This window comes from uncultured Porphyromonas sp., from assembly GCF_905372525.1.
Taxonomy (GTDB): Bacteria; Bacteroidota; Bacteroidia; order Bacteroidales; family Porphyromonadaceae; genus Porphyromonas.
Genome location: NZ_CAJPPN010000025.1, coordinates 1 through 17,173, shown reverse-complemented (window position 1 = coordinate 17,173; position 17,173 = coordinate 1). Strand labels below are relative to the sequence as shown.

Sequence of the window (17,173 nt, the reverse complement as noted above, 5' to 3'; positions counted from 1 at the left end):
GGCTATTCTCCGCCTCTCTACCCCTCGGGACATGGGGGGCGGGGAGGATCTTTCCCGAGAAGCCCCTCACATAGATAGGACGCTCCCTCTAGGGGAGAAAAGGAGTGTGGGGGCAGGTGCTCCAGACGGCACCTGTCCCCAACACATTCCTATCGATGCTCTAGGCGTCGGGCTAGAGCTCTCCTTCGTCGTCGAAGTCTCCGATCTGTCCGGTGACAGAGAAGCTGACTAGGATATCGCTCGGCGCTGGTAGTACGATCAGCTGAGCGAGCGGACGCTGATATTCCTCGTGTCTCATTGTGCTATTCATATCTAATTAGAGTTCTTGTGCGGTAGGGCTGGAGGCTCCTCTAGCGGGCAAACCTCACGAAGGGACGCACTGCGGGGTAGTGCGCCCGATCCCAAGTCGTTTCCCCAGGGTACTTAGGGCCTCGCCCGATCCCATTCTGGCGGTTGAGGACGAGGTGCCAGTAGTACCCTGACTCATCTGTACCCTTGAGGACATAGTACGAGTCGGCATTCTCCCCGAGTCTATTATCCGTGAGACGTCCTCGCCCCACGAGCGTCTGGTGCGCCTGCTGTAGTCCCTCCCCGGTCTTGCCTCCTAGGTCGATATTGATCTGCTTCGCCGACAGTCCCCCATCCCTCTTGCCGTAGCCGGTCATGGGGAGGTAGACTATGCGGCGACGTCCCTCGGGATCTGCGTCTACGAAGAACTTCTTATTGAGGGAGCTCCCTACGAGTCGCTTGCCTCCGTGAGCACTCTTACCCCCCAGCTGGGGGGCATTAGCGAGCTCTGCGAGGGTGAGATCCTTGTAGGCTGGATCATTCCCAATATAGTAGGAGGTCACCCGTAGGGTATAGCCCTCGGGGTTCTCCTGGGTCTTCGGCACCTTGGGCTCTGTGAAGTCACCGGTCTTGCCGAACTCATAGCGGATCGCCGTCAGGAACCTCCTCGTGCCGAGGGTCTCTGTCCCGAGGATGGGGCTCCCCGTCGTCGGCTGGAAGCAGAGGGCATAGACCTCGTACCGGTCATTCCCCCGATCCACCCCCATGTACTCCGACTTGGCGGTGTAGGTCTGCCCCGCTAGACTCATCCTATCGATACAGGTCTGCGTGGGGTATGCCCCATTGAAGCGGATATACTGGGGGGACATCGTCCCGGGGAAGAGGGTCTGCCACTCCTCTACCCTAGGCAGGTACATCCCATCTGGGAGGTGACGCTGCTCCCAGTCCGTCTCTGCATAGATATCACTAAGGTCGAAGTAGCCCGAGTGGAAGGAGTCATTCGGGTCAGCTAGTCGCCGAGGGGTCGGTGAGAGGTTGGCATCGGCGACGTACTCTAGGGGCGTCTTGGGGCGTACGAGGGAGACATTGATATAGCCACTCTTGCCGTGAGCCATCGGGCGGGTGACCTGGACGGAGTAGTCGCCCTGCTTGACTCGGGGTGAGGGGTTCATCGCACGGAGCTTATAGCCCAGAGCAGAGATACGGAAGGTGACCGGCTTCGTCTGATCCTCGGCGATGTTTATCCCCCAGAGTAGAGCCACAGGAGCTCCCTCGTGCCCCTTCTTCATCTGGGAGGAGGCTGAGGAGATACGGCTGTGTACCCGGTAGGGGAAGACGCTCCTCTCCGGGAAGGTATTCTTCATCCGTGGTCGTGCTCCCTCCTGAGCGTGGCTGGGGTCGAAGGTGACATCCGAGCAGAAGTCTGAGGACTCGGTCACGAGGGCTAGTTGCCCGACCTCCATCGTCTGCCTTGGCCCCGGAGCTTGGGAGCCCTCCTCAGCCTCCATATCGCTGAAGAGGCGGACACGGATCAGCATCCCCATCGGGGAGAATATCAGGTCTCTCTGCTGGAGCCAGAGGGAGGGGTGCCCAGCTGTCCCCCTATTCTCCACAGTAATCCGTCTCCAGTGGGTACTGTAGGGGATGTCTATCTTGGCCTGCCCTGCGAAGAGATGATCGTCATAGCTCTCCTCTGGGGTATAGCGGAGCTCCTTAGTCACCTCATCGTAGTGCCCCCCGAGGAAGGCCGTGAAGAGCCATTCCCCCGAGGTCAGGTCTAGCCCCTCTCCTGGGATCGTCACCTGGGCATTGTCCCTAGTCGTCATCTGGAACCTATTGGTCTCCCTAGGGGAGCCCTGCATAGCCCAGTGCTCAGGAGTGACCGCAAAGTGGTAAACCTCTCCCCCTGCACCTGCTCTACGTAGGAAGCAGTGCACCGTAGGGGTCTCTATGGGTAGGTAGGAGAGCTCGGCCGTCTCACTCGAGCTGCGGATTTGATAGCTCATCGCCTTCGGGCTCTCCAGTGCCCCGAGGAGATCCAGATGGAGCACCTGCTGGGGCTGAGGCTCGCTCGGACGCTCGACCTCCTGCTGGCGACAGCCATGGAGGAGGCCGCTAAGTGCCATCATAGCCATGAGGGCGAGGGTCAAGGCGAGCTGGTGTGTCTCGTTACTTCGTTGCATTATTACTGTGATTAGAGTGTGTGCGTATACGCTCCCCCTGGTGCGTCAGAGGTGTGCATCCCTGCATACGAGGGGTGGGGGGATAGGAGGGGGGGATAGTCTCGTCCGGGTGATCCTAGCCTAGCACATTAGGAGGGTGAAGGGCATGGGGAGGGCTTGATAGCAGGCTATGTCAGCTCAGGGCATAGGGTTAGGGCTACCAAGTGGTACGACTCTCTCAGGCTGGACACCACCTCTCGGGGGTGAGGCTGGGACTAGGGAGGACGGGACGACTATATCCTATCCAAAATCGGGTGTGTTGGGCTCGTGTGTGTGGCAAAGTCCGCGACAAAGATACTGCTTTCTCCCATCATGCTCCCCCACACCCTCCCCTACCCTTCGACAGACGTATGAGACGACTAGTGGCTACGGGCAAAGCCGCTGGGGAGCTACCCCGAGCTAGGGACTCTCGTAGACAGCGATAGACTGAGCGAGTATTCCCCTCCTACCTAGGAGGGGGATGTGTACACGTGTGTACACAAGAGTATACCCACGTGTACACAAGAGTGTACACGCGTGTACACAACACCGCTCTAGGTAGCTCCGCCGTAGGGCTCTCTTAGGTACGTCCCTCGGGCGAACACTTAGAGCCCTCTAGCCTCCCTCTCACACAGGGGGTCGGAGGGGTGGGCAGGCTCTAGACAGCGAGCGGGGATACACCACGATGGTGTATCCCCGCTCATCTAATAGGAGGGGCTTTGCCTAAGGGTGCCTACGACGAAGCGTAGCCTAGGGGGCCTCGCTATCGGCTGGGCTCGAGGGAGGGGAGGCGATTAGCCCTCATACGATGCGTGTACTCCTGCAGGTATGCCTTGAGGCGAAGGAGCATAGTGGGTAGGGGCGTATTGGGCTGATCCTTGAGGTCGGTCGTCTGCTTGGGATCGGTACGGAGGTTGTAGAGCGCTTTGGGCTGTGTCCCATCGAAGTGCAGGAGCCAGTCCCCCTCGATCATCTGGTGCATACCACCGATCTCCTGCACCACGAAGCGAGGACGATTGAGGTCAAAGGCTGAGCTACTGAAGGCGACCATCGGATGGGTGTCCCCCACGAGGTCGAGGATCGTCGGGTAGAGGTCCGCCTGACACACCACCTGATGAGGCTCACGGCCTACGAGTTGTCCCCTTGGGTCGAAGAGGATGATCGGCACACGGAAGATCCCCGCCGTCGTCTTGTACTCATCCAGCGCCCCCGGCACAGCATGATCGGCGACGATGACGAAGAGGGTATTGTCGTACCAGGGCTGCTTGCTCGCTGTCTCGAAGAAGCGACGTAGTGCCATATCCGAATAGGCGATCACCTGATGCATCGGATGCGACCCCTTGGGCAGCACAGACTTATACTCATCGGGCACACGGAAGGGGTGGTGCGAGGAGAGCGTGAACTCCGCTGCGAAGAAGGGCTGAGGTAGAGTCCCGAGCTCCCGAGCGACATACTGTAGGAACTTCTCATCCCAGATCCCCCACTGCCCATCGTAGTCCTCCGGATGGTTATACTCCGTCATCCCATAGTAGCGACTAATCCCCACCTGTCGGGTGAAGGCGTCAAAGCCCATAGAGCCGTTGGGTGCTCCATGGAAGAAGGCGGTGGTATAGCCCATCCCGGACAGTCTACGGGGTAGCGAGGGGAGGTCATTCCCCGAGTAGACCGAGAGGACGAAGGAGACGTTAGGCGAGATGATGGAGGTGAAGATAGAGGGCATCGCATCGATGGACTTCCCGCCATTGGCATAAGCGTTCTCGAAGACATAGGAACGCTCGATGAGCGAGTCGATGAAGGGGGTATACCCCTTGTAGCCCTTGATGTCTCGATTGAGCGCGCCGACCCATTCGCGCCCGAAGCTCTCCCAGATAATGAGGACGACGTTGCGCCCCCGGAACAACCCCGAGTAGGGGGTATGCCCGGGCGTGTAGATGGGATCAAAGTACTTCGCTGCCTCGGCGAAGGGCATGTAGGTCAGCTCGGGCAAGCTATTCTTGCCAAGCATGCGGATTAGGCAGAATGGGGTATTGAGCACCATAGCCCGCTGGTGAGGCTTCTGGATATAGAGAGCAGCATTGCTCATCGTGATCGGGCGGGTCTCCGCTGTGAAGCCTCCACGCCCCCCGACGATCGAGAGATAGACCCCTAGGGCGAGTAGCCCCACCGAGGTGAGGTAGACGGGCCAGACACGCCCCTCGGGATGGGACTTCGGACGGGGGAGCCTACGCTCCACGAGGATAAAGAGGACGATCAGGACGATGCCCACGAGCGTCACCCCCCAGTAGTCGACGAAGAAGCGTAGGAAGTGGAGCGGGTTCTCCGCCTGGAACTCATCGAAGACAGCCAGCGTCGTACGCCTCAGCGTGAAGCGGTAGTAGACCGTATCCCCGAGGTTGAGGATGAGGGCTGCGATGATCGTGAAGCGGTAGATCCAGGTCATCACCCGCTGGTAGAGGCGACCATATGCTACCCGCAGAGGCAATAGACTAAGGAAGGTCAGCAGAAGCTGTGTATAGAGAATAGCGCTGAGGTCAAAGCGGAAGCCACCGACGAAGATACGTCCGACCTCCCTAGCTGTACTCAGCTCGAGAAGGTCCTTATTATATAGGTAAAAGAAGCCTCGGCACAGCGTATAGAGCACGAGGGCTAGGAGCAGGCGCAGGATGAGCAGACGACACTGAGCCAGGAGGGGGTTAAATGACCTCTTCGATGAAGTCTCTTCCATCAGTCTTGGGATAGGGATAGTTATACATTGTTAATCAGGGCACAAAGGTACAATAATAACCTCGCTCCAGCACGTGCACCCCTACCCCATAGTGTAGCTGTGGGAGGGCACTCGGCGCGGGGGTTGGTGCTAGAGCCCCCACACGGCCACGCTCGCCCTCACACATCGCCAGCAGGGTTATACGCATACCGTCTACGAGGCATAGCCTATAGCTAAATGGAAAATAGGCCGTTAGCTCTAAGGAAAGTACCACTCCGACAATCCCCACTATACTACAGCGACTTAACACTCAAAAAGGAAAATACACACACCCACCCGAGGAAAAAACGCCACCTCCATTAGAGGGACTGTAAGGGTAAGCTGGAGCAACTTCAATCCCTAGCTACTAGACCGACAGCTTCTCGACTATCTCCCCGAGCATAAGCGCAAATACAGCCTACGCCTCACACGCAACCCCCTCACCCGCTATGCCATCGGAGCGCTTAGGCGCGAGGGGTACTTTGAGGGCTTAGACTAGGAGCTGTGAATATGCCCTAAGGGATGAGGTGGCTAACGTGTTTGGATGGAGAAACTTCGTATCTTTGTACAGACAAGGCGCCAGAGGCATCTCCACCCTCCCCTATCCCGTCACAGCTCGGCTAGTGAGCCCAGCGGTGTAGATGAGGGCGAGGGGACAAGAGCCTCCTAGGTGCGACTCCGATATAATAAGTACGATATTCAGGGCCTAGCCCACTACGATAGATGTTCTTCTCTTCACGCTCACGATACCAGGTGCTCCTGCTGATGCTCCTCGCAGGATGCCTCCTCTGGGGAATACCCACAGCCCTACAGGCGCAGCGGCTCTTCACCGTCGTCATAGATGCAGGCCACGGAGGGAAAGACCCCGGCACCTTGGGCAATGGAGGGAAGGAAAAGGACATCACCCTCTCAGTCGCCAAGATTGTAGGGCGCAAGATCAAGGCCAACCACCCCGAGGTACGTGTCCTCTACACCCGTGAGACCGACACCTTCGTAGGGCTACAGGCTCGTGCCGACTATGCCAATAGGCACAAAGCCTCCCTCATGCTCAGCATCCACGTCAATAGCGCCCCCACCGCTACGGTTAACGGCACGGAGACCTATGTGCTCGGGGTCTCCAAGTTCGCCAATAACCTGAGTGTCGCCATGCGGGAGAACAAGGCTATGCTCCTAGAGAGCGACTACAAGACGACCTACCGAGGCTTTGACCCGACGAGCACCGAGAGCTACATCATGTTTGACCTCATGCAGGACGCCTACATCACCAAAAGCATAGACTTCGCCAACCGCCTACAGCGTCGCTACCGTACCCACGGACGCTATAGCCGTGGGGTCAGGCAGGACATCCTCTGGGTGCTGAGCCAGTCGGCCATGCCAAGTGTGCTGACAGAGATTGGCTTCCTCACGAACAAGCAAGAGGCGAACTTTATGCTCAGCTCTGCGGGGCAGGAGAAGATCGCCGATGCGATCTCCGAGGCCTTCACGGGCTACTACATGGCCTTCACGGGGAAGAGCGCAAAGGACACCCCCAAGCAGGCCGATGCCACAGAGCCTGCGGACACCACCACGACCAGCCCGGGGGGCGATGAGGCAGGGACCACTACGCCCAGCACACCTGAGCCCAGCACATCTGAGCTCAAGAAGGGGCAGGGCAAGACCTCCAAGGGCGACACGAAGAGTGACACTAAGGGCTCTATAGGCAAGGACAGCAAGGGCGACGCTAAGAGCGACTCTAAGGGCACCGCAGGCAAGGAGGCCAAGAGTCAGAAGGCCCCTAAGGGGATCACCTATCGTGTACAGTTCCTCACTTCGCCGAAGAAGCTAGAGCCCAATCACCCTGACTTCCGCCACCTCCCCTCCGCAGTGGAGCGTATGCGTGCAGGGAACAAGTACATCTATCTGCTGGATCACGTATCCACCCGTGAGAAGGCGCAGGAGCAGCTACGACAGCTGCCTCGGATCTATCATGATGCCTTCATCATCCGCTACCGTGATGGTGTCCGCATCCGGGGCTGATCACCCACCTCTTCACTAGTCGAGAAGACATATAGAACCATAGAATTATGAAGATAAAGAAAGAAGTGCAGATAGGTCTACTGGCCATCATTGCTCTCGTGATCTGCTATGTCGGGATCAATTTCCTCAAGGGGATCGAGGTCTTTAAGAAGAGTACGACCTACTATGCGCACTTCGAGAACCTAAGTAGTGTCACGGTCGCCACACCCGTGATAGCCAGTGGCTTCAAGGTCGGTACGGTACGTGACGTACAGTTCGACTACACCCGTGGCTACGGTGCCACCGTCGAGCTCGCCCTAGACCCTCATGTACGGGTCACCCGCAATAGTCAGATCAAGATCAAGACCAACCCCCTCAGTGGAGCAGAGCTCGTCCTCTCCCTAGCGAGCACCAGCGGAGATCTGCTCAGCGAAGGAGACACCATAGCGAGTATCAGCCCCTCGGGTGACCTGCTCTCTGTAGCGAGCGAACAGATACTACCTGCAGTGAACAACATGATGCCCACCATCACAGCCACCCTAGAGCGTCTAAACGCCCTCCTACAAGACAAGGCTTTGGACTCTATGCTCGTCTCCCTAAATACCTCTGCAGCACAGCTACGGAGTATGATGGCGAACCTCAATCAAGCCACTCACTCCCTCACGCCTGCTATGGCCAATGTACAGGGGATGACGGCGAACCTCAATACCTTCACGCAGCAGCTCACACGAGTCCAGCTGGATAGCATCGTCCTCTCCCTGCAGAAGACCACCGACCAGCTCCAGCAGGTATCGGCACAGCTCCGTAGTCGGGACAATACCGCTGGGCTTCTGCTCAACGACCCCTCCCTCTACAACCGCCTCGACAGCCTAGTCGGCAGTGCAGACAAGCTCATGCGAGACCTCAAGGAGAACCCCAAGAGGTACGTTCACTTCTCTGTATTCTAGCCCCAGCTCCCTATCCCGATTATGCAGCGTATCCTCATCACGGGAGCCTCGGGCTTCATTGGTTCCCATCTGGTACGCGTAGCTCAGAGCCTCGGCTACGAGGTCTGGGCTGCTATACGGCCAGAGAGCAATAGACGCAAGCTCGAGTCCCAAGGTGTCCGCCTCGTCGAGGTGGACTACAGTGATGAGCACCACCTGACCGAGATGCTCCGTGCTGTCATCCCCCCCGCACTCGGACAGGAACCGATGTGGCACTACGTAATCCATAATGCAGGGATTACGAAGACAGCCCGTACGGAGGAGTTTCAGGAGGTAAATGCCGAGCAGACCCGCCGCCTACTCTCCGCCCTAGGCGCTCTCCCCACTCCTCCACTACGCTTCGTGCTGATGAGCAGTATGAGTAGCTATGGGGACTCTAATGGTCCGACAGCTCCCCTGAGGGCAGAGGACGAGCAGCACCCCCATACCCTCTATGGGCGGAGCAAGTGTCTAGCAGAGCACTACACCGAGCAGTCGGGACTCCCCTTCACTCTGCTGATGCCTACTGGGGTCTATGGCCCTGGGGATGCGGACTACCTCCTCTCTCTTCAGGGGATCGCCCGTGGCATCAATGCAATGGCTGGGTGCAAGACGCAGTACCTGACCTTCGTCTACGGCGAGGATGTGGCACGTGCTGCCCTCTTCGTCTTGACCCAGCCCGAGGCTGAGGGCAAGCGGTATATTGTCGCCGACGGGGACACCTATACCGACCTCGAGTTCGGCCGTATGGTGCAGCGCCTCATCGGACGCAAGCACGTCCTACATATTCGTATCCCCCTGCCTCTGGTACGTCTCGTCTGTGCCTTTGGTTCGCTGAGAGCACGCCTCACGAGTAAGGTGACGCCCCTCAATAGAGACAAGTATCCACTCCTAGCGCAGCGCAACTGGCGGTGTGATCCCAGCCCGCTCTTCGCTCTGGGCTTCAGCCCGACGAGGAGACTGGAGGAGGGACTACGTGAGACGATCGCAGCTGCCCGAGCCTCGGGTGATCTCCCCTAGAGTCACCTCTCACACGGCGCACCACGAGACATCACACCTCCCACACGAGACGACACAGCACGACGAGATGAGGACACGCTACACGACACGATAGGTAGATGTACCTACAGGGTGCTACACTCTATACCCCATCAGATTACTTCACTCTTACTCTATTTATACGACATCATGAGAAAAGACCCCACGAAGATCCTACGTATGGGTGCACTCTCTCTGGCTCTCCTTGCCTTCGCAGGCGAGGGTAGAGCACAGAGCACGATGCCGGGCTATAGCTACGCACGTCAGGAGGCTCCTCAGGGCGATGAGTGGCAGAGCCCCGAGCGTTATGCGCTGAACAAGGAGCGCCCCCATGCCTACTTCTTCTCCTTCGCCAAGGATGACCAGGCGACACGGGTACTGCCCGAGCACAGCTCTCTGTACCAGAGTCTGGATGGCAAGTGGCGCTTCCACTGGGTACGCACTCCAGAGGAGCGTCCCAAGGACTTCTATCGCCCCAGCTTCGACGTCTCCTCCTGGGACGAGGTCACCGTACCGATGAGCTGGAACGTCTACGGCCTACAGCGAGACGGCAAGCAGAAGTACGGCACACCGATCTACGTCAATCAGCCTGTGATCTTCTACCATCAGGTGAAGCCCGGGGACTGGAAGGGCGGTGTCATGCGCACCCCTCCCAAGGACTGGACGACCTACCGTGACCGTAACGAGGTAGGCTCCTATCGCCGCACCTTCGCCCTACCCTCGTCGTGGAAGGGGCATAGCGTGTATCTCAACTTTGATGGAGTCGATTCCTTCTTCTACCTATGGGTGAATGGGCACTATGTGGGCTTCTCTAAGAATTCCCGTAACCTCGCCTCCTTTGACATCAGCCCCTACCTGAATGTTCGTGGGGAGAACACCCTCGCCGTCGAGGTCTATCGTAGTAGCGATGGGTCGTTCCTCGAGGCACAGGATATGTTCCGTCTACCGGGTATCTTCCGCTCGGTCTACCTCACGGCCAAGCCTCAGACTCAGCTACGAGACCTACAGGTGATCCCCCGATGCGACCGTGGGACCAAGGAGTGGAGCCTAGACATCACCTCCGAGATCACGTCACAGATCCTAGCGAACAAGGTGCCACAGGGTATCCTCCGCTACCGCCTCTATCGTGTCGAGCTCTACTCCGACAACGTAGCCGACCTTCCCGATGGAGAGGCCGAGGTACGCCTCCCCCTAGGAGGATCCACCAAGGCAACCCTCGCCGTCCCTCAGCCCCGACTATGGTCTGCCGAGCAGCCCAACCGCTATGTCCTCGTCGCTGAGCTCTACGACAAGAGCGGGAAGAAGCTCCTCGACCGAGCCTCCGTCTACACCGGATTTCGTCAGGTAGAGATACGGGACACGGAGGCGGGGGACGATGAGTTTGGGCGCAAGGGACGCTACTTCTACGTCAACGACTGCCCTGTCAAACTCAAGGGAACCAACCGCCACGAGACCAATCCTGAGCGAGGACATGCCATCACCCGCGAGCAGATGGAGCAGGAGGTCTTCCTCATGAAGCGAGCGAACATCAACCACGTGCGCAACTCGCACTACCCCCCCGCTCCCTACTGGTACTACCTATGTGACAAGTACGGCATCTATCTGGAGGACGAAGCCAACATCGAGTCCCACGAGTACTACTACGGCAAGGCCTCGCTGTCGCACGTCCCAGAGTTCGAGGCGCAGCACATCTCCCGTATGCTCGAGATGGTGTATGCCCACATCAACCACCCCAGTATCGTCATCTGGTCTCTAGGTAACGAAGCAGGCCCAGGGGAGAACTTCGTCAAGAGCTACCGTGCCACCAAGGCCGTAGACACCACGCGCCCCATCCAGTACGAGCGCAACAACGACATCGTGGATATGGGCTCCAACCAGTACCCCTCCATCGCATGGGTCGAGGGGGCCGTCGAGGGGAACTACAAGATCAAGTACCCCTTCCACATCTCCGAGTACGCCCACTCCATGGGTAACGCTTGCGGTGGACTCGCCGACTACTGGAAGGCGATCGAGCGCACCAACTTCCTCTGTGGGGGGGCTATCTGGGACTGGGTAGACCAAGCCCTCTACAACTATACCCCCGACGGCAAGCGCTATCTAGCCTACGGGGGGGACTTCGGTGACAACCCGAACGATGGTATGTTCGTCATGAACGGGATCGTCTTCGCTGACCTCCAGCCCAAGCCTCAGTACTACGAGGTGAAGAAGGTCTACCAGAATGTCGGCATCTCCCTAGAGGGCTCAGAGGGCCGTACGCTGAAGATCTTCAACAAGAACTACTTCACCACCCTCGACGACTACACCCTACGTCTCTCGCTGTGGCGTGATGGCGTCAAGGTAGAGGAGACTACGACCCCCATGCCCACCATCGCCCCACGTGCCACAGCCGAGGTCGAGCTCCCCGAGTCCTACGCTAAGCGTACCCCAGGGGCGGAGTACTTCGTGAAGGCCGAGTGTGTGCTCTCCGTGGATAAGCCTTGGGCAAAGAGGGACTATGTACAGATGGATGAGCAGCTCCCTCTACCGACCATCCAAGCTGAGCCCCAGCTCGAGTTTGCCACCGCCTCCCCCTTCGCCTCGACGAAGACCATCGGAGATCGGTGGGTAGCGACGGGCAAGGACTTCGACGTAGCCTTTGACCTCAAGCAGGGGACGATCTCTCGCCTCGTCTACTCTGGCGATACCCTGATCCGTGAGGGCAATGAGCCACGGCTCACGGCCTTCCGTGCTCCGTGTGACAACGACGTCTGGATCCGCTCCCAGTGGGTGGCCAATGGCCTGCACAACCTCCGCCACCAGGTGCTCTCACACAAGATCACCGAGCTCCCAGGCGGACGAGTAGAGCTCTACTTCACCGTACGCTCCCAGGCACCTAATGGAGCAACGCTCACGATGAAGAAGGCCTCGGGACGCTACCAGATCACCGAGGATACCAGCCACCCCTTCGGCGAGGAGGACTTCCACTTCATCTCCGAGGTTGTCTGGACGGTACACTCTGACGGCAAGATCACACTGCGCTCCAACATCACCAGCAACAAGCCTCACCTCACCCTCGCCCGCCTCGGCTACGAGTTCGTCCTGCCCCAGCAGTACGAGGACTACACCTACTACGGACGCGGGCCGATCAACAACTACGGCGACCGCAAGGCTAGCCAGTACGTAGAGCGGTATGAGAGCAAGGTCGCCGAGCAGTTCGTCTCCTTCCCAAAGCCCCAGACGATGGGCAACCGCGAGGACGTCCGCTGGGTAAGCCTCACGAAGCCCTCGGGCTCGGGCATCCTCTTCTACACCGATAGCGTGATGACGAGCTCTGCCCTCCCCTACTCCGCCCTCGACCTCATGCTCGCCCCACACCCCTACCAGCTCCCAGCCCCGGGGGATACGCACCTCGTGCTCTCCCTCTCGACGACAGGCCTCGGGGGACATAGCTGTGGACAGGGGCCTCCCCTGAAGCAATACCAGAGCTTCGGCACTCCGCAGGTCTTCACCCTCACCCTTCGTCCCCTACACGCTGGGGAGGACGTCAGTGTCCTGACCCGTGAGCAACCTGAGGGGACCGTCGTCCCTGCCCTCTCCCGCTCTATGACGGGTGAGCTCAGCCTAAGCAGTACCAAGGGCGCTCAGCTGATGTACTCTATCGGCAAGGGTAAGCCTCAGCGCTACACTGCTCCTATCCCCTTCGCCTCAGGTGGGACAGTACGTGCCTGGGATGCTCGTTATCCCGGCCGTGTGGCTACCCGTCAGTTCTCCAAGATCGAGTACACGGCAGCCACTGTCACCTTCTGCAGCAGCGAGGATACCGAATATGAGTGCGAGGCGACCAACCTCCTCGATGGGAAGCCCGAGACGATCTGGCACTCCATGTGGTCGGTGACCGTGGCGAAGCATCCCCACTGGATCGACTTCGACATCCTCAAGCCCAAGATGGTACGTGGTATCACCTACCTCCCTCGTCAGGATGGGAGCTGGACGGGGGACATCAAGGACTTCACCCTCTCGGTCAGCCAAGATGGAAAGACCTGGACAGAGGTGCTACGCAGTGCCCTCCCCAAGGACAAGAAGGAGCAGCGCATCCTCCTTCCCAAGCCCGTCTCGGCTCGCTATGTGCGCCTCACCGCTCTCACCGCCCACGATGGTACGGACTATGCGAGTGGCTCTGAGCTCCGTATCCTAGCTGAATAAGACTAAGATACACCCCTCATCCTACCCTCGCTAACAGGGCTCGTCTCACTGCGATCCCGAGGGGGGAGAGAGATACTTACTAAGAGCGCTCCTGCGCTCCTATAATGAACGCCCTCATCACCTATGTAAGGTGATGAGGGCGTTCTTACCTAGAGCGCATCGGCGCTCTAGGTATGTTCGTTTTGGGACTCTAGTCGTGTTTGATACAGAGCGAGTTACTGAAGGGGGATTTCCCTGCCCTCTAGGGGGTAGAGCCCCTTGAGCCCACAGCCCCATATTCTCCCTCCACAGGGGGGAGAGCCTCTTGAGCTCACAGCCCCATATTCTCCCTCCGCAGGGGGTGAGCCCCTCGAGCTCACAGCCCCATATTCTGCCTCCGCAGGGGGTAGAATATGGGACTGTAGACGGACGAAGGGGAGGGAAGGGGAGGCCACCTAGGCCTCAGTCGTGATGGGGCGAGCTAGCCAGCGGGAGCAGCTTCGCCTACTCCTGCCTCAGAGGTGCTCCCCAGAGGAGCTTACGACGGAGTGTGTCGGCGAAGCTGTAGGGCCTCAAGTGCATGATACGGAGCTGGCTCTGGGACTTACGCACCCGCACCTTCACCCCCGTAGGTAGGATCTTGGTCTGTCCGTCTAGGACGAGGAGGAAGGTATTATTGCGTGCCGTCACCGTCATCTCTACCGAGAGGTCCTCGGGGAGGACGAGGGGGCGCATCGTCAGCGAGTGGGGAGCGATTGGGGTCAGGAGCATATTGCGACACTGGGGCATGATCAGTGGCCCATAGGCGCTGAGCGAATAGGCCGTCGAGCCCGAGGGAGTGGAGACGATGAGCCCATCACACTCATAGTTCGCTAGGTAGTCCTCGTCCCCGAGTAGGGTGCGGATGGTGATCATAGAGCCCGTCTCCCGCTTCAGGAGCGCCACGTCATTGAGGATCTGTCCGTAGGGGTGTCCGTCGATCTCCACCGATAGGAGCATCCTCCGCTCCAGGGTATACTCGCCCGTGAAGAGGCGGGGGAGGAGGGGCAGAGCCTCCTCGATCCCCATATCGGTGAGGAAGCCCAGGCGCCCCATATTGAGCCCGAGCACAGGGATCTCCTGCCCGAAGACCCTGCGGGCAGCCCTCAGGAACGTCCCATCTCCCCCCAGGCTCAGGACAAAGTCTACATCCAGAGGGCTCATATCCGTCGGGAGCACCCCTGCTATCCGAGGGGTGAGGTGAAACTCCTCCGCGAGGTCAAGCTGGAAGGTACGATCACAGTAAAGGGCTACATCAGAGCGGTCTAGCGCCGAGAGGAGCTGGGCTAGATGCGCAGCATGCGCCGAGAGATGCTGGGAAGCAACAAGGGCTATCCTATACATAACGAGTAGAATATGGACGTCGCCGTATCGTGAGTAGGTTAAATAACGTTACCTTTGTATGGGTAAGAGAGATAGCCTCTCCCTCGCCACAAATGTATAAAAGATCACGGGATCATGACTCGCCTTAGTGTCAATATAAACAAAATAGCTACCCTACGTAATGCTCGTGGGGGCAATGTACCCAATCTCCTACAGGTCGCCCTAGACTGCGAAGCCTTCGGAGCCGAGGGGATTACCGTCCATCCTCGCCCCGACGAGCGGCACATCCGCTATCGGGACGTCTACGAGCTGAGGGAGGTGCTCACCACGGAGTTCAACATCGAGGGCAACCCCACCACAGAGTTCATGCACCTCGTCGGCGAGGTACGTCCAGCACAGGTCACCCTCGTCCCCGATGCACCCGATGCACTGACGAGCAATGCGGGCTGGGATGTCGTCAGCCACAGAGCCTTCCTCCGGGACATCGTCGCCCAGCTGAGACAGTGGGGTATCCGTCCCTCGATCTTCGTCTCCACCGACCTTAGGCAGATAGAGGCTGCTGCCGAGGTAGGTACAGCTCGCATCGAGCTCTATACCGAGCCCTACGCTGCCGAGTACCTCTCTCGTAGCCCAGAGGAGGCGATCGCCCCCTTCCACGAGGCGGCCTCCCGAGCCCTCGCCCTCGGGCTGGAGCTCAACGCAGGGCACGACCTGAGCCTCACCAACCTCCGCTACTTCGCCGAGCAGATCCCTTCGCTCGCCGAGGTCTCTATAGGTCATGCCTTGATCTCCGATGCCCTATACCTAGGGCTCCAGGAGACCATTCGCCGCTACCGAGCCTGCCTCGGCAAGTAGCCCCCCCCCTCATTCCTCTCCCCCTTGCCTACACCCAGGGGGGACAGCCTCAGCCCCCCGTGGGGAGCTCACGCTAGCTGGCATGAGTCAAGTATACATCAATACATAGATAATAATAACTAACAGGATCACACCTCGTGGATACAACAGCAACCGCCTCTCTGGCACAGACCCTAGCAGAGAACACATCCTCTGCCGCCTCACTCTCCGTCCTTGACCTCGCTACCAAGGGCGGGTGGATCATGATCGTCCTTCTCCTCCTCTCCCTGCTCGCCGTCTATATCTTTGTCTCCAAGTACATCCAGATGCGCTCGGCTGGGCAGGAAGATAAGTACTTCGTCCAGCGTATCAAGGACTACGTCATCGAGGGCAAGACCAGCTCCGCTATCAAGCTCTGTGAGGAGACCAATACCCCCTATGCCCGTATGATCCGCAAGGGACTCTCCCGTATCGGTCGTCCCATGGCCGACATCCTCGTCATCGTAGAGAACGTCGGTAATATCGAGGTCGGGAGACTTGAGAAGGGCCTGCCCCTGCTGGCTACGGTCGCTGCTGGTGCACCGATGATCGGCTTCCTCGGGACGGTCACGGGGATGGTGCGAGCCTTCTTTGACATGGCCAACGCCGGCTCTGGTGGGGTCGACGTCGCCCTCCTCTCCAATGGTATCTACGAGGCTCTAGTGACTACCGTCGGTGGGCTCGTCGTAGGGATCATCGCCCTCTTCGCCTACAACTACCTCGTGGCTGAGCTGGACAAGGTCGTGGGTAAGATGGAGGCCAAGACGGTCGAGTTCATGGACCTACTGAACGAAGTCGTTCACTAACCTCCACTAGCTCCCCCGCACATGGCACTCAAGCGTAAGAGCCGGGTTACCGACACCTACAGCATGGCCTCGATGACGGACGTCATCTTCCTGCTCTTGATCTTCTTCCTCGTGACCAGTACGATCATCGTGCCCAACACGATCAAGGTCACCCTACCCACCTCAGCCCCGCAGAGCTCGCCCGAGCAGCCCGCAGCACGGGTCACCCTCACCCCTGATGGGCACTACTATCTGGGGATCGAGCGGGCAGTCCCCATCGAGCTCTCTAGGGAGGAGCTCCGGGAGCAGCTAGCGATCTTCGCCGCCGAGCATCCCGAGGCCTACGTCTCTATCCAGGCCGACGAGACCATCCCCTACAAGGAGGTCGTCGCCGTCATCAACGCTGCCTCGCAGTCCTCGCTCAAGGTGGTACTCGCCACTCGAGCCGAGACCGAGCAGCCCGCCACCCTCTAGCCACTATGAGTAGTCTAGACGCTTCGCCACTGCGCCGACAGGCTCTTGCCCTCACCATCGCTCTGGCTCTACACGTGGGGCTCCTGCTCCTACTGTGGGGGCTCTACCTCCGTGTCCCTCACCCTCAGCCCAAGCCCGTAGAGGTGATGGTGGCTGTGAATGTGGGCAATGTAGAGCAAGCCTCGGGTGCTATAGAGCCAGGGGGTACACCGACCGAAGCTCCTCAGTCTACCCGCGTCGAGGCTCCACGTCCTACCCCGCCCACGCCCCCCGTCCCGACCCCTACGC

At 59.0% G+C, this 17,173-nt stretch carries 12 protein-coding genes and 1 pseudogene; 8 read left to right on the top strand and 5 right to left on the bottom strand.

Annotated elements, in window-relative coordinates; genetic code table 11:
• Positions 1-172: 172 nt before the first annotated feature.
• The 4 genes from QZ170_RS05910 to QZ170_RS05895 all read right to left on the bottom strand — a co-directional run bounded on the left by QZ170_RS05910 (position 173) and on the right by QZ170_RS05895 (position 5,401).
• On the bottom strand, positions 173-310 hold the full coding sequence (locus QZ170_RS05910; protein ID WP_297178546.1) for a hypothetical protein: 138 nt from the start codon (positions 308-310) through the stop codon (positions 173-175).
• A gap of 40 nt (positions 311-350) precedes the next feature.
• Positions 351-2,471, bottom strand: coding sequence for a hypothetical protein (locus QZ170_RS05905; RefSeq protein WP_297178543.1), 2,121 nt, complete (start codon positions 2,469-2,471; stop codon positions 351-353).
• A gap of 781 nt (positions 2,472-3,252) precedes the next feature.
• On the bottom strand, positions 3,253-5,214 hold the full coding sequence (locus QZ170_RS05900; protein WP_297178541.1) for a sulfatase-like hydrolase/transferase: 1,962 nt from the start codon (positions 5,212-5,214) through the stop codon (positions 3,253-3,255).
• Positions 5,215-5,248: 34 nt separating this feature from the next.
• Entirely contained in the window at positions 5,249-5,401 is a 153-nt protein-coding gene (locus QZ170_RS05895) for a hypothetical protein (RefSeq protein ID WP_297178538.1), read from the bottom strand.
• 554 nt (positions 5,402-5,955) lie between these two features.
• On the opposite strand from QZ170_RS05895, the gene QZ170_RS05890 reads away from it, so the two are divergent.
• The 4 genes from QZ170_RS05890 to QZ170_RS05875 all read left to right on the top strand — a co-directional run bounded on the left by QZ170_RS05890 (position 5,956) and on the right by QZ170_RS05875 (position 13,412).
• Entirely contained in the window at positions 5,956-7,248 is a 1,293-nt protein-coding gene (locus tag QZ170_RS05890) for an N-acetylmuramoyl-L-alanine amidase (protein ID WP_297178535.1), read from the top strand.
• 47 nt (positions 7,249-7,295) lie between these two features.
• Positions 7,296-8,174 (top strand): MlaD family protein, encoded by an 879-nt coding sequence (locus QZ170_RS05885; RefSeq protein WP_297178532.1) that lies wholly within the window; start codon positions 7,296-7,298, stop codon positions 8,172-8,174.
• A gap of 21 nt (positions 8,175-8,195) precedes the next feature.
• Positions 8,196-9,212 (top strand): NAD(P)-dependent oxidoreductase, encoded by a 1,017-nt coding sequence (locus QZ170_RS05880; RefSeq protein WP_297178529.1) that lies wholly within the window; start codon positions 8,196-8,198, stop codon positions 9,210-9,212.
• 168 nt (positions 9,213-9,380) lie between these two features.
• A complete protein-coding gene (locus QZ170_RS05875) occupies positions 9,381-13,412 on the top strand; it encodes a glycoside hydrolase family 2 TIM barrel-domain containing protein (RefSeq protein WP_297178526.1) in 4,032 nt (1,343 codons plus the stop codon).
• 483 nt (positions 13,413-13,895) lie between these two features.
• Here the strand turns inward: QZ170_RS05875 and QZ170_RS05870 are convergent, their stop codons facing one another.
• The gene (locus tag QZ170_RS05870; RefSeq protein WP_297178525.1) at positions 13,896-14,774 is read right to left on the bottom strand and encodes an NAD(+)/NADH kinase; all 879 of its coding nucleotides are present in this window, start codon (positions 14,772-14,774) and stop codon (positions 13,896-13,898) included.
• A 114-nt stretch (positions 14,775-14,888) separates the two neighbouring features.
• Between QZ170_RS05870 and QZ170_RS05865 the strand changes: the two genes are divergently transcribed.
• The 4 genes and pseudogenes from QZ170_RS05865 to QZ170_RS05850 form a co-directional block, all read left to right on the top strand.
• Positions 14,889-15,608, top strand: coding sequence for a pyridoxine 5'-phosphate synthase (locus tag QZ170_RS05865; protein WP_297178522.1), 720 nt, complete (start codon positions 14,889-14,891; stop codon positions 15,606-15,608).
• Between the two features lie 137 nt (positions 15,609-15,745).
• Entirely contained in the window at positions 15,746-16,432 is a 687-nt protein-coding gene (locus tag QZ170_RS05860) for a MotA/TolQ/ExbB proton channel family protein (protein WP_297178519.1), read from the top strand.
• 21 nt (positions 16,433-16,453) lie between these two features.
• Positions 16,454-16,885, top strand: a complete 432-nt coding sequence (locus QZ170_RS05855) for a biopolymer transporter ExbD (RefSeq protein ID WP_297178516.1) — start codon at positions 16,454-16,456, stop codon at positions 16,883-16,885.
• A gap of 5 nt (positions 16,886-16,890) precedes the next feature.
• A pseudogene (locus QZ170_RS05850) lies at positions 16,891-17,173 on the top strand (energy transducer TonB); the annotation flags it as partial.

What these genes read in the sequence shown, in the direction of transcription:
- QZ170_RS05910 (WP_297178546.1), bottom strand. Translation starts at nt 310, where the DNA reads ATGAATAGCACAATGAGACACGAGGAATATCAGCGTCCGCTCGCTCAG.
- QZ170_RS05905 (WP_297178543.1), bottom strand. Translation starts at nt 2,471, where the DNA reads ATGCAACGAAGTAACGAGACACACCAGCTCGCCTTGACCCTCGCCCTC.
- QZ170_RS05900 (WP_297178541.1), bottom strand. Translation starts at nt 5,214, where the DNA reads ATGGAAGAGACTTCATCGAAGAGGTCATTTAACCCCCTCCTGGCTCAG.
- QZ170_RS05895 (WP_297178538.1), bottom strand. Translation starts at nt 5,401, where the DNA reads ATGCGTATAACCCTGCTGGCGATGTGTGAGGGCGAGCGTGGCCGTGTG.
- QZ170_RS05890 (WP_297178535.1), top strand. Translation starts at nt 5,956, where the DNA reads ATGTTCTTCTCTTCACGCTCACGATACCAGGTGCTCCTGCTGATGCTC.
- QZ170_RS05885 (WP_297178532.1), top strand. Translation starts at nt 7,296, where the DNA reads ATGAAGATAAAGAAAGAAGTGCAGATAGGTCTACTGGCCATCATTGCT.
- QZ170_RS05880 (WP_297178529.1), top strand. Translation starts at nt 8,196, where the DNA reads ATGCAGCGTATCCTCATCACGGGAGCCTCGGGCTTCATTGGTTCCCAT.
- QZ170_RS05875 (WP_297178526.1), top strand. Translation starts at nt 9,381, where the DNA reads ATGAGAAAAGACCCCACGAAGATCCTACGTATGGGTGCACTCTCTCTG.
- QZ170_RS05870 (WP_297178525.1), bottom strand. Translation starts at nt 14,774, where the DNA reads ATGTATAGGATAGCCCTTGTTGCTTCCCAGCATCTCTCGGCGCATGCT.
- QZ170_RS05865 (WP_297178522.1), top strand. Translation starts at nt 14,889, where the DNA reads ATGACTCGCCTTAGTGTCAATATAAACAAAATAGCTACCCTACGTAAT.
- QZ170_RS05855 (WP_297178516.1), top strand. Translation starts at nt 16,454, where the DNA reads ATGGCACTCAAGCGTAAGAGCCGGGTTACCGACACCTACAGCATGGCC.